Source organism: Pseudomonas cichorii (assembly GCF_019719005.1).
Classification (GTDB): domain Bacteria; phylum Pseudomonadota; class Gammaproteobacteria; order Pseudomonadales; family Pseudomonadaceae; genus Aquipseudomonas; species Aquipseudomonas cichorii_E.
Genome location: NZ_JAIGPJ010000002.1, coordinates 246,254 through 258,222, shown reverse-complemented (window position 1 = coordinate 258,222; position 11,969 = coordinate 246,254). Strand labels below are relative to the sequence as shown.

The following is an 11,969-nucleotide window of genomic DNA, read 5'->3' as shown; positions in this document are numbered from 1 at the left end:
CGTTTATTCGTCAAGCCCTTGATTCAAAAAAGTTATTTCTTTTCTGCGGTAGCTTTCAGGTGAGGCCAGGCAGCTCTCAGGTACTGAACCATCGACCACAAAGTCAGCCCTGCCGCGACAAGCAGCAATGCATAACCGACGATAACCCAGAAAGCGAAAGCCGGAGGGTTGGCCAGGAGGATAACCAGCGCCAGCATCTGGGCGGCGGTTTTCCATTTGCCCATGTTGGACACGGCCACCTGGGCGCGAGCGCCGATTTCGGCCATCCATTCACGCAATGCCGAGATCACGATCTCGCGACCGATGATGACGGCAGCCGGCAGGGTCAGCCACAGGTTGGCGTGAGTCTGCACCAGCAGCACCAGCGCAACCGCCACCATCAGCTTGTCTGCCACCGGATCGAGAAAGGCACCAAATGGTGTGCTTTGTTCGAGACGACGCGCCAGATAGCCGTCGAGCCAGTCAGTCGCTGCGGCAAATGCGAACACGCTACTGGCCGCCATGTAGCTCCAGTGATAGGGCAAATAGAACAGCAGAATGAAGATCGGGATCAGTAAAACGCGCAGAACGGTAATCAGATTAGGGATATTCATCGGCACAACTGGCTACGAGGTGAGCGGGCATTCTACTCGCTGTGCAGGTTTGCATAAATCGACTCTGCCAGCTTTTTGCTAATTCCGGGTGCTTTTGCTATTTCATCGATGCTCGCACGGGCCAATTCCTGCAATCCACCGAAGTGTTTGAGCAGATCGCGACGCCGCGTCGGCCCAACGCCTGCCACACCTTCGAGGGTCGAGGTACGGCGTGCCTTGCCGCGTCGGGCGCGGTGGCCGGTAATGGCGAAGCGGTGAGCCTCGTCGCGAATCTGCTGGATCAGGTGCAAGGCCGGCGAGTCGCCGGGCAAGGTGAACTCGTGAGCGGCGTCATTAAGGTACAGAGTCTCGAAACCAGCCTTGCGGGTCGTGCCCTTGGCCACGCCGAGCAGAATCAGGTCAGGGACTGCCAGCTCGTTCAGTACATCGCGAGCCATGGACAATTGCCCCTTGCCGCCGTCCACCAGCAGGATATCGGGCAACTTGCCCTCGCCGTCCTTGATCTTGCTGAATCGCCGGGTCAGAGCCTGATGCATGGCGGCATAGTCATCGCCTCCCGTGACGCCTTCGATGTTATAGCGCCGGTAATCGGACTTGATCGGGCCTTCAGGGCCAAAGACCACGCAGGACGCCACGGTCGCTTCGCCGCTGGAATGGCTGATGTCGTAGCACTCCAGCCGCTGAGGCGGCTCATCGAGCTTGAGGACCTTGGCCAGCGCCTCGAATCGCGAAGCCACATGCTGACGATTGGCCAGACGTGCGCTCAGCGCCTGCTCGGCATTGGTCACCGCCAGTTGTTGCCAGCGCGCACGAGTGCCACGAACCCTGTGGCTGATGGTCATCTCGCGGCCACGGGACTCTTCGATGGCATCGATCAGCGTCGGGAAGTCCTCGTGAACCACATTGACGATAACCTCACTGGGCAGTTCACGGTCGACTCCGCCGAGAAAGTACTGCGCCAGGAAGGCCGACATCACTTCACCGACCTCCTCTTCTATACCCACTTGCGGGAAGAAGTTCTTGCTGCCCAGCACACGTCCGCCGCGCACGCTGATCAGATGAACACAGGCACCGCCTGGATTCACGAACGCTGCCACCACATCCACGTCGCCGGTTCCGCCTTCCATGCTTTGCTGATCCTGAACCCGACGCAGCAAGGCCACCTGATCACGCAGCTCGGCAGCCCGCTCGAAATCCAGGGCCATGGCGGCCTTTTCCATCGACTCGTTCAACTCATCGGTCAGGGCGTTGCTGCGCCCTTCGAGAAACATCACCGAATGACGTACGTCCTCAGCGTAGACCTGCGGCTCCACAAGCCCGACACATGGCCCCTTGCAGCGCTTGATCTGATACTGGAGGCAAGGCCGGTTGCGGTTCTTGAAGTAGCTGTCCTCGCACTGGCGAACCAGAAACGTCTTTTGCAGCAGGCTCAGGCTTTCACGAATCGCACCAGGGCTTGGGTAAGGGCCGAAGTATCGCCCCTTGGCCTTCTTGGCACCGCGATGAATGCTCAGGCGCGGAAACGCACCGTCGGACAAAAAGACATAGGGATAGGATTTATCGTCGCGCAGCAGGATGTTGTAAGGAGGCCGCCACTCCTTGATGAGGGTCTGCTCCAGCAACAGCGCTTCGGTTTCGTTGGCCGTGATGGTGGTTTCGATCTGGGCGATGCGGGCAACCAGCGCGCTGGTCTTGGGTGCAAGGCCGGTCTTGCGAAAATAGCTGGCCAGGCGTTTCTTGAGGTTCTTGGCCTTGCCGACATAAAGAAGCTGGGCATGAATATCGAACATGCGATAGACGCCGGGACGGCCACTGCATGTTGCAAGAAACGCACTTGGATCAAACGATTGGGTCATGTTCAGGCGCTGGCATCAACCATGCCGTGACGTACAGCCAGTAATGCAAGCTCGACATCGCTGCTGATCGAAAGCTTCTCGAAAATCCGGTAACGGTAGGTATTAACGGTCTTGGGTGACAAGCATAGCTTGTCGGAAATGGTCTGAACCTTCTGGCAGCCGACAATCATCAGGGCAATCTGGATTTCGCGCTCGGAAAGCAGATCGAACGGAGAATTGTTGACCTGTGGCTGAAAAGACTTCAATGCCAGTTGCTGAGCAATCTGCGGGCTTATGTAGCGCTGACCGGCAAACACAAGGCGAATGGCCTGCACCATTTCCGCAAGCCCTGCCCCTTTGGTCATGTAGCCAGCTGCGCCAGCCTGAAGCAGGCGCGTCGGGAAAGGGTCTTCCTCGCACACCGTGACGGCAACGACCTTGATCTCGGGATGGCTGCGCAGCAACTTGCGAGTCGCTTCAAGACCTCCGATGCCGGGCATCTTGACATCCATCAGCACGACGTCAGGCTTGAGTTCCCGGGCTTTCTTCAGGGACTCCTCGCCAGAGTCAGCCTGACCGACAACCTGCAAGCCATCTATGTCGGCAAGCATGCGGGTGATGCCTGTGCGGACAAGATCATGGTCATCGACAACTAGCACCCTAATCAAGCAGACACCTCACGCAACAGTCATAACGAATGCCAGCCACCATAACAAAAACCATGAGTCAGACCTAGCGCCTGTTGCCGTTTCAGTACAAAGCCGATTACCGCACCAATCCCAGCAGACCAGGAAGTGGGGGACAATCGTGCAGAAACGGCAGCACAGGACAAGATCCGCCTCACACGGATACGTGGAAAGCGTTGCCAACAAACTATCACTAACCTCTTAAGACGCCAGTGTTTTTTCGCAAAAGCGCTTGATTGGCAGATCTGCCATCAATGATCATCAGGCAACGACTTGTTGTGAATGGTGTAGGACGCCGACAGTTCGGCCAGAGTGATGGTCAATCGGCTTATTGCATCCTGATCCTCCTTGAGCAAGGTTCTGTAACTTCCCAATACTTTTTCTTCGGCGCTACTGAGATTATCGATGGGAACAGGCGTAGGCATCCCGGTCAACACGTAAAGGACATCGACACCCTTGGCCGCTACCGCTGCGAGATAATCAGCCTTTGGCGCACGATCGCCACTCTCGTATTTCCCCTGAGCATTAGCCTCCACGCCACCGATTTCACCAAAGGCGCGCTGAGAGAGCCCAAGACGCTCTCTTTCTTTTCTCAATCGATAACCGATTCCACTCATTTGAATGCATAACCTTGTTGACCCCATCCTTACGAATGGTAGAATCCAGACAGAATTAAACTTATTTGAACGGTTTTGAACTATGCCCGGAATACGTACTGCTGCACAAGCCAAGGCTTGGCTCGAACAACAGGGAAAATCGGTTCAAGAATTTGCTCGGGAAAACGACATTGACCCGGCAACTACTTACCAAGTCTTGGCTGGTCGCAAGAAAGGCCGTCGCGGAGAAGCCCATAAAGTGGCGGTTCTACTGGGTATGAAGATAGGCGTCATCCCTTCGAACAGCAGTAACCCGGCACAAGAAACTGAAAGCTGAGAATATCTCTCACTCCAACATCTGCAATTAATAACTAAACAATCCGACTGTCGGTGTCGACTTTTCTGACAGAACCTGTCCATAGAAAAAAAGCTGTTTAAACCTTGGCCACATTTCGTGGCCCCGCGCTCATTGCGATCAGCACACAGCCGCCAATTGAGTCGATTGAATTTTCCAATTGAATCAGGCCATTCGCCTACGGTAAGCTCGCGCTCAACCTATGGAGACACATCATGTTGCGATCCGCCTCATCACAGCTTCTGCACCCTGCCAGCGTTGAACGCTCGGTAGCGGTCGTTGCTGCGCGGATTGCTTCGGCTGCTGCCTGCCTGCCGGCCAACTTTTATTACGGGTACTGGTTTAGCCACTGGCGCGCCTGATACCCAAAAGGCGCCCAGATTCAGGGGACGCCAACCAGAGAATTCTCTACCCCCGGTCGGCTACCCGACCGGGGGTTTTGTTTTTTGGGGCTCTCGAAAGCCCGATTGAATCCACATGAGGAATACGACATGAACACCACTTTCTATTACCGCAACGACATCGACTTCGCCTGGCGATTTAGCAACCTCCGTTCGGGACAGCCAGCCGCCTCCGATCGGTCACTGCCAGGTGGCAACCTCACACGCACAGCCAGTCAGGCCAATTGTCGAACACCCCGATAGGGTCTTGCGCGGGAACATGCCCGCCAGCCCAGGAAACCAGATCATGAACTCGTCCGTTGCCGTAAAACCGTCCGACCTGTCCAGCAATGTCACTCTGCTCGACAACACTCCCGCTCCAACGCGCCTGCCCAGCACCATAGAGCTGAAAAGCCGCCTGCCACTGACCGCAGCCCTGAACGAACAGGTCGCAGCCCACCGTCGTGCCGTGCGCTCGATCCTGACCGGGGAAGATTCACGCCTGCTGGTGATCGTAGGCCCCTGCTCTCTTCACGACCCGCAATCGGCCCTGGAATACGCTGAACGCCTGGCCAGCCTGTCCGCCGAAGTCAGCGATCAGATGCTGCTGGTGATGCGCGCCTACGTCGAGAAACCTCGCACCACGGTCGGCTGGAAAGGCCTTGCCTACGATCCGCAGCTCGATGGCAGTGACGACATGGCCGCTGGCCTCACGCTGTCACGTCAGTTGATGCGCGAAATGCTGCTGATGGGTTTGCCGATTGCCACCGAGATCCTTCAACCCATGGCGGCAGGCTACTTCGATGATCTGCTCAGTTGGGTGGCCATTGGCGCACGCACCACCGAATCCCAGATCCACCGGGAAATGGCCAGCGGCCTGCCCATGGCGGTCGGCTTCAAGAACGGCACCGATGGCGGTGTAGCAGTGGCCAGCGACGCGATGCGCTCGGCAGCTCACCCTCATCGCCATTTCGGGATGGATCGTCACGGTCATCCGGCGATCATCGAGACTCAGGGCAATCCGGACACCCATATCGTCCTGCGCGGCGGCCATCGCGGCCCCAACTACGACAGCCAGAGCGTTGCCCAGGTACGCGCCAGCCTTGAGAAGAACCGGATTTCGCCAAGAATCATGGTCGATTGCAGCCATGCCAACAGTGGCAAAGACCCGCTGCGTCAGCCACAGGTGTTCAATGACGTGCTTGAGCAACGCTTGCAGGGCGAAAAATCGCTGATCGGCATGATGCTGGAAAGTCACCTGTTCGATGGCTGCCAGCCCTTGAGCGAAACGCTTCAGTACGGGGTTTCGGTGACCGATGGCTGCCTGGGCTGGGAAGGCAGTGAGCAGTTGCTGCGTCAGGCGGTGGACCGGTTGCGCTACAGGTAATCGGTTTGCGATGAACTTTTATCAGGAAATGCAGCCTTGATTCCGGTAGGCTCTTTCTTTTTTTTTCACAGGAGATACTTTCCCATGGCTAAAGCCACTGCCCGCCACATCCTTGTTTCGAGCGAAGAGAAATGCAACGAACTCAAGGCTCAGATCGAAGGCGGCGCTGATTTCGCTGAAATCGCCAAGGCCAACTCCAGCTGCCCGTCGAGCCGTCAGGGCGGCGACCTGGGTTCGTTCGGTCCAGGCCAGATGGTCAAGGAATTCGATACCGTCGTATTCAGCGCGCCAGTCAATACCGTACAAGGCCCGGTGAAAACCCAGTTCGGTTATCACCTGCTGGAAGTGACCAGCCGTCAGGACTGATCCTGACTCGCTGATGCACATGGAACGGCTCATCTCTGGATGGGCCGTTTTCATTTGTGCCGCTATCACAAGCTCCCGTCTTTATTGACAATTACGGTTACAAAGCCCCTTGCGATCCGGTACCTTGGCGCATGCCTTCAACCCTGATGTTCGTTTGTGAACGTCAATCAGGATTCAAGTAATGCGTTCTGTTTTCTTATCACTGATAACTGTAATGCTGGCGCTGTTCACGGGCTCTCAACAGGCGCTGGCGGCGCCGCAGCATGCCTTGACCGTCTATGGCGAGCCACCGCGCTATCCTGCCGGCTTCCAGCACTTCGACTACGTGAACCCCGATGCGCCCAAAGGCGGAAGCATGCGTCGCTCGGCGACGGACATCGGCCAGTTCGACCATCTGATTCCCTATATCGATAAAGGCATAGGGGTCACACAGATCAGCGGCATGCTGTATTCACCCCTGGCCGTCAAATCCCTGGACGAGCCCTACACGGTATACGGGCTCATCGCACAGAAAATGGAGCGCCTGGAAGACGGCATGTCCCTGCGCTTCTATCTTGACCCTCGCGCCCGCTTTGCCGACGGCACGCCGATCACCGCCAGTGACGTGAAATACACCTATGAGCTGCTGATGACTCAAGGCAGCCTGCAATACCGCACCCGCTTTGAAGCGGTAAAAGGCCTGGAAGTGGAATCCGAAAGCCGGATTCGCTTCGACTTCAAGAATAACGACAGCCGTACCCTGCCCCTGGATCTGGCCTCGTTGCCGGTGCTCCCCGAGCATTGGTGGAAAACCCGTGACTTTGCCGGTGGCGCAGGCTTCGAGGTTCCACCGGGCAGCGGCCCTTACAGGATCAGCCATGTGGATCCGGGGCGCAGCATCACCTTCGAGCGTGACCCGAACTGGTGGGGCAAGAACCTGCCGGTCAATAGAGGCATGTACAACTTCGACCGATTCAGTATCGAGTACTTTGGCGATACCGATGTAGCGCGGCAGGTGCTCAAGGGAGGCGCCTACGATTACAACCGCGAATACTCGGCCACCGGTTATTCGATTCGCTACGACAGCCCGGCGCTCAGCGAGGGCCTGTTGCAAAAGGCGCATCTGGCCAAGGGAGCGGTCCAGAGTACGCAAGGCTTCGTCTTCAACCTGAATCGCCCGATGTTTCAGGACCGCCGCGTGCGTCAGGCGCTGTCTCTGCTCTGGGACTTCGAATGGGCCAACCGGCAAATGATGCGCAATATGTACATTCGCCAGGACAGTTATTTCTCGAACTCGGAACTGGCAGCCACACAATTGCCGACTCCCGCAGAGCTGAAGATTCTCGAGCCCTTGCGCGGTTCGATTCCCGACGAAGCCTTTACGACGGTCTTCAAGAACCCGAAAACCGATGGCACGGGGTTTATCCGCGACAAACAACTGCAAGCCCTGGCGCTATTGCAGCAAGCTGGCTGGAAACCCAAGGGTGATGAATTGGTCAACGCCCGGGGCGAGCCGTTCAGCTTTACCTTCCTCAATGGCCAGCCGGGTTTCGAACGCCTGTTACTGCCTTACAAGCGCAATCTGGCGCAGATCGGTATCCACTTCGATGTGCGACGGATCGATGCGGCCCAGTACCTGAACCGTGTCATGGCCCGTGATTACGACATGATCGTGACCGGTTATTCGGTGTCGACTTCACCGGGTGCGGACCTCTATAACAGCTTTGGCTCGAAGGTGGCCAACGACCCCGGCTCCAGCAATTACATGGCGTTGCAGGACCCCGCCGTGGACACCTTGATCGAGGGGCTTATCAAGGCTGGCGACAAGGCGACCATGACCGATTACGCCCACAGCCTGGATCGGGTGTTGCAATGGAACTACTACTGGATTCCCAACTATTACCCGCCGGGCTCCTCCACTGTCTGGTGGAATCGTTTCGGTATCCCGAAAATCCAGGCCAGCAACAGCGAAGCCATCGAAACCTGGTGGGAAGTCAGCCCGACACCGTTGACCAATGAACAGTTCGCAGCAAAACGTGGCGCTTCAGCCCTTGTTTCGGAGATGCAGTGAATGCTCGGTTATGTCCTTCGCCGTTTGCTGCTGATCATTCCCACGTTGTTGTGCATTCTGCTGGTCAACTTCTTTATCGTGCAGGCCGCTCCCGGCGGGCCGGTAGAGCAAGCCATCGCCCGACTGCAAGGCATCGGCGGCGCCAGTGTGGGTGCTGGTGCAACAGAAACCGCCAGCACGGGCCAATCAAGGGCTTCGCGTGGCCTCGATCCCAAACTGATCAAGGAGATCGAGCGCCAGTACGGTTTCGACAAACCGCTGCACGAACGGCTATGGCTGATGCTGAAGAACTACGCACGCCTGGATTTCGGCAACAGTTTCTTTCGTGGAAGCACGGTCACCGACCTGATTCTGCAAAAGATGCCGGTTTCCATTTCCCTCGGGCTCTGGGCGACGCTGCTGACGTATCTGGTTTCGATTCCGCTGGGCATTCGCAAGGCGGTCAGGCACGGCAGCCAGTTCGATATCTGGAGCAGCACCGCCATTATCATCGGCTACGCCACTCCGGCCTTTCTGTTTGCCATGTTGCTGATCGTGGTGTTCTGCGGCGGCACCTCGTTGCACTGGTTTCCGGTGCGCGGCCTGGTGTCGGATGATTTCGACCAGCTATCGACATGGGCCAAGATCGCCGATTACTTCTGGCATCTGGTGCTACCGGTTTCAGCGCTGGTCATCGGCGGGTTCGCCTCCTTGACCCTGCTGACCAAGAACGCCTTTCTCAATGAAATAACCCGCCAGTACGTCACCACTGCACGGGCCAAGGGCATGAGCGAGGGTCGCGTGCTCTACGGCCATGTGTTTCGTAACGCCATGCTGTTGGTGGTGTCTGGCATTCCTCAGGCATTCATTACGGTGTTCTTCGCAGGATCGCTGCTGATCGAGGTTATTTTCTCTCTCGATGGCCTCGGGCGCATGAGCTACGAAGCGGCTGTTTCGCGGGATTATCCGGTGGTGTTCGGCTCGCTGTTCATCTTTACCCTGTTTGGCCTGCTGATAAAGCTGGCAGGCGATATCTGCTACACACTCGTCGATCCACGAATCGACTTCAGCGCGAGGAATGCCTGATGCGCAGACTTTCTCCGCTGGCACAGCGCCGCCTGGAACGCTTTCGCGCCAACCGCCGGGGCTGGTGGTCGTTGTGGCTGTTCTGTGCGCTGTTTGCGCTGACGCTGGGTGGCGAGCTTATCGCCAATGACAAGCCGCTGCTGGTGAGTTACCAGAGCGATCTCTACTTCCCGGTCTTCAAGCGTTATACCGAGCAGGAATTCGGCGGGGAACTGCCCTTCCAGCCCGATTACCGCAGCGAATACGTGCACACGCTCATCGCCAAGGGAAATGGCTGGATGGTGTTTCCACCGATTCCGTTCAGTGACGACACGCCCAATTACGACCTGGCGCTCCCGGCCCCCAGCCCGCCCTCGCCCACCAACTGGCTGGGCACCGACGATCAGGCTCGGGATGTGCTGGCGCGGGTCATCTTCGGGGCGCGGGTGTCGATCCTGTTTGCCTTGATCCTGACCGCCATCAGTGCCCTGATCGGCATCGCAGCCGGGGCCTTGCAGGGTTATTACGGCGGCTGGGTCGACCTGATCGGTCAGCGTCTGCTGGAAGTCTGGTCAGGCCTGCCGGTGCTGTACCTGCTGATCATCCTTTCAGGCTTCGTCGAGCCCGGTTTCTGGTGGCTGCTGGGCATCATGGCGCTGTTTTCCTGGCTGACCCTGGTGGATGTGGTGCGCGCCGAGTTCCTGCGCGGGCGCAATCTGGAATACGTCAAGGCGGCCCGCGCCCTTGGGCTGGGTGATCGCAAGGTGATTGTGCGGCATATCCTGCCCAACGCCATGACTGCAACCCTGAGCTACCTGCCGTTTATCCTGACCGGTGCTATTTCGACCCTGACCGCGCTGGATTTCCTGGGCTTCGGCATGCCGGCCGGCAGTGCGTCGCTGGGCGAACTGATCGCTCAGGGCAAGCAGAACCTGCAAGCGCCGTGGCTCGGGCTGACAGCCTTTTTCGCCCTGGCGTTGATCCTGACGCTGTTGGTGTTCATTGGTGAAGCCTTGCGTGATGCGTTTGATCCCCGATCTTGATCCCCCGATTTGATTCGAGACCCTGAAATGTCAGAAAAGCTGATCGAAATACGCAACCTGAACATCGCCTTCGGTGAGCAGAAGGTCGTCAGCAACCTGAGCCTCGATATCTGCGCGGGGGAATGCCTGGCACTGGTGGGCGAATCCGGATCGGGTAAATCCGTCACGGCCCACTCGATCCTGCAATTGCTACCCAAAAAAGGCACGACCTGCACCGGCAGCATTACCTATCGCGGCCAGGAACTGATCGGTGCCAGCGACCGGACCTTGCGTGAATTGCGGGGCAATCGGATTGCCATGATTTTTCAGGAGCCCATGACGTCCCTGAACCCGTTGCACACCGTTGCCCGGCAGATCGGCGAGACGCTGCTCCTGCATCGCGGCATCAGTGGACGCGAGGCTGAGTCCCGGATCATCGAGTTATTGGAACTGGTGGGCATCCAGCAGCCGCAAAAGCGCCTCAAGGCCTACCCTCACGAACTGTCCGGCGGCCAGCGCCAGCGGGTCATGATCGCCATGGCCCTGGCCTGCGAGCCAGAACTGCTGATTGCCGATGAGCCGACCACCGCACTGGATGTGACCGTACAGCGCAAGATCCTGTTGCTGCTCAAGGAACTGCAACAGCGCCTGAACATGTCGCTGCTATTGATAAGCCATGATTTGAATCTGGTGCATAGCGTCGCCCAGCGGGTTTGCGTGATGCGCGCCGGTGAAATCGTCGAGCAGACCGATTGCCAGTCACTGTTCAAATCGCCACAACACCCCTACAGCCGACTGTTGCTGGATGCTGAGCCTGCGGGCGAGCCGCTGCCACGGGATACCCGGGAAAAGGTGCTTGAAGTCGAGAATCTGCGCGTCTGGTTTTCCCTCGCAGGCGGTATCCTGCGTCGGCACAAGGAGTATCTGAAGGCCGTCGATGATGTCAGCTTGAGCATCGAGCGTGGCAAGACGCTCGGGATAGTCGGCGAATCAGGCTCGGGCAAATCGACACTTGGTCAGGCAATCCTGCGCCTGCTGGAGTCTCGTGGCAGTATCCGCTTTCGGGGACAGGCTCTGGATGGCTTGAGTCAGAAGCAGATGCGCCCATGGCGTAAAGAGATGCAGGTGGTGTTTCAAGACCCTTACGGCAGTCTCAGCCCGCGCATGTCAGTGGCGCAAATCATAAGCGAAGGCCTGGAAGTCCACCGACAACTGGACGCACAGCAATGTGAGGCCGAAGTGATCCGGGCGCTGGAAGAAGTCGGCATCGACCCGCAAAGCCGCCATCGCTATCCCCATGAGTTTTCCGGCGGCCAGCGCCAGCGTATTGCAATCGCTCGGGCGCTGGTGCTCAAGCCAGCACTGATACTGCTCGACGAACCGACCTCGGCGCTGGACCGGACGGTACAGAAACAAGTGGTTGCCTTGCTGCGCGACCTGCAGGAAAAACACGGCCTGACCTATCTTTTCATCAGCCATGACCTGGCCGTCGTCAAGGCACTGGCCCATGATCTGATCGTGGTCAAGGATGGCAAGGTCGTGGAACGTGGAGCCAGTCACGATATCTTTGATTCGCCTCAGCACCCTTACACCAGGGAATTGCTGGCGGCAGCGCACCCAGGATAAAAACAGGCATTCTGTTCGGCCAGACGCCG

General features: G+C 57.8%; 12 protein-coding genes. 8 read left to right on the top strand and 4 right to left on the bottom strand.

Annotated elements, in window-relative coordinates; translation table 11 throughout:
* Positions 1 to 32: 32 nt before the first annotated feature.
* The 4 genes from pgsA to K5D32_RS03290 all read right to left on the bottom strand — a co-directional run bounded on the left by pgsA (position 33) and on the right by K5D32_RS03290 (position 3,731).
* A complete protein-coding gene (gene pgsA / locus K5D32_RS03305; protein ID WP_095068527.1) occupies positions 33 to 593 on the bottom strand; it encodes a CDP-diacylglycerol--glycerol-3-phosphate 3-phosphatidyltransferase in 561 nt (186 codons plus the stop codon).
* 32 nt (positions 594 to 625) lie between these two features.
* Positions 626 to 2,449, bottom strand: coding sequence for an excinuclease ABC subunit UvrC (gene uvrC, locus K5D32_RS03300; RefSeq protein WP_221575790.1), 1,824 nt, complete (start codon positions 2,447 to 2,449; stop codon positions 626 to 628).
* A gap of 2 nt (positions 2,450 to 2,451) precedes the next feature.
* Complete coding sequence (gene uvrY / locus K5D32_RS03295; protein WP_025260379.1) at positions 2,452 to 3,096, bottom strand: UvrY/SirA/GacA family response regulator transcription factor; 645 nt, start codon at positions 3,094 to 3,096, stop codon at positions 2,452 to 2,454.
* A gap of 269 nt (positions 3,097 to 3,365) precedes the next feature.
* Positions 3,366 to 3,731, bottom strand: coding sequence for a helix-turn-helix domain-containing protein (locus K5D32_RS03290; protein ID WP_025260380.1), 366 nt, complete (start codon positions 3,729 to 3,731; stop codon positions 3,366 to 3,368).
* An 82-nt stretch (positions 3,732 to 3,813) separates the two neighbouring features.
* Between K5D32_RS03290 and K5D32_RS03285 the strand changes: the two genes are divergently transcribed.
* The 8 genes from K5D32_RS03285 to K5D32_RS03250 all read left to right on the top strand — a co-directional run bounded on the left by K5D32_RS03285 (position 3,814) and on the right by K5D32_RS03250 (position 11,940).
* Positions 3,814 to 4,047: a DNA-binding protein gene (locus K5D32_RS03285; protein ID WP_221599231.1), complete on the top strand. Its 234-nt coding sequence runs from the start codon at positions 3,814 to 3,816 to the stop codon at positions 4,045 to 4,047.
* Positions 4,048 to 4,280: 233 nt separating this feature from the next.
* Entirely contained in the window at positions 4,281 to 4,427 is a 147-nt protein-coding gene (locus K5D32_RS03280; protein ID WP_221599230.1) for a hypothetical protein, read from the top strand.
* Between the two features lie 325 nt (positions 4,428 to 4,752).
* Positions 4,753 to 5,832, top strand: coding sequence for a 3-deoxy-7-phosphoheptulonate synthase (locus K5D32_RS03275; RefSeq protein WP_221575793.1), 1,080 nt, complete (start codon positions 4,753 to 4,755; stop codon positions 5,830 to 5,832).
* A 39-nt stretch (positions 5,833 to 5,871) separates the two neighbouring features.
* Entirely contained in the window at positions 5,872 to 6,198 is a 327-nt protein-coding gene (locus K5D32_RS03270) for a peptidylprolyl isomerase (RefSeq protein ID WP_338108982.1), read from the top strand.
* Between the two features lie 181 nt (positions 6,199 to 6,379).
* Positions 6,380 to 8,248 carry an extracellular solute-binding protein gene (locus tag K5D32_RS03265; RefSeq protein ID WP_221575794.1) on the top strand — a complete coding sequence of 623 codons (1,869 nt, stop codon included), beginning with the start codon at positions 6,380 to 6,382 and terminating at the stop codon, positions 8,246 to 8,248.
* The gene (locus K5D32_RS03260) at positions 8,249 to 9,313 is read left to right on the top strand and encodes a microcin C ABC transporter permease YejB (RefSeq protein ID WP_221593052.1); all 1,065 of its coding nucleotides are present in this window, start codon (positions 8,249 to 8,251) and stop codon (positions 9,311 to 9,313) included.
* Positions 9,313 to 10,335, top strand: coding sequence for an ABC transporter permease (locus K5D32_RS03255; protein WP_221593051.1), 1,023 nt, complete (start codon positions 9,313 to 9,315; stop codon positions 10,333 to 10,335). The genes K5D32_RS03260 and K5D32_RS03255 overlap by 1 nt, the downstream gene beginning before the upstream one ends.
* A gap of 27 nt (positions 10,336 to 10,362) precedes the next feature.
* Complete coding sequence (locus K5D32_RS03250; protein ID WP_221599229.1) at positions 10,363 to 11,940, top strand: ABC transporter ATP-binding protein; 1,578 nt, start codon at positions 10,363 to 10,365, stop codon at positions 11,938 to 11,940.
* Positions 11,941 to 11,969: the final 29 nt, after the last annotated feature.

Coding starts and splice junctions, on each gene's coding strand:
- pgsA (WP_095068527.1), bottom strand. CDS start 593: ATGAATATCCCTAATCTGATTACCGTTCTGCGCGTTTTACTGATCCCG.
- uvrC (WP_221575790.1), bottom strand. CDS start 2,449: ATGACCCAATCGTTTGATCCAAGTGCGTTTCTTGCAACATGCAGTGGC.
- K5D32_RS03290 (WP_025260380.1), bottom strand. CDS start 3,731: ATGAGTGGAATCGGTTATCGATTGAGAAAAGAAAGAGAGCGTCTTGGG.
- K5D32_RS03285 (WP_221599231.1), top strand. CDS start 3,814: ATGCCCGGAATACGTACTGCTGCACAAGCCAAGGCTTGGCTCGAACAA.
- K5D32_RS03280 (WP_221599230.1), top strand. CDS start 4,281: ATGTTGCGATCCGCCTCATCACAGCTTCTGCACCCTGCCAGCGTTGAA.
- K5D32_RS03275 (WP_221575793.1), top strand. CDS start 4,753: ATGAACTCGTCCGTTGCCGTAAAACCGTCCGACCTGTCCAGCAATGTC.
- K5D32_RS03265 (WP_221575794.1), top strand. CDS start 6,380: ATGCGTTCTGTTTTCTTATCACTGATAACTGTAATGCTGGCGCTGTTC.
- K5D32_RS03260 (WP_221593052.1), top strand. CDS start 8,249: ATGCTCGGTTATGTCCTTCGCCGTTTGCTGCTGATCATTCCCACGTTG.
- K5D32_RS03255 (WP_221593051.1), top strand. CDS start 9,313: ATGCGCAGACTTTCTCCGCTGGCACAGCGCCGCCTGGAACGCTTTCGC.
- K5D32_RS03250 (WP_221599229.1), top strand. CDS start 10,363: ATGTCAGAAAAGCTGATCGAAATACGCAACCTGAACATCGCCTTCGGT.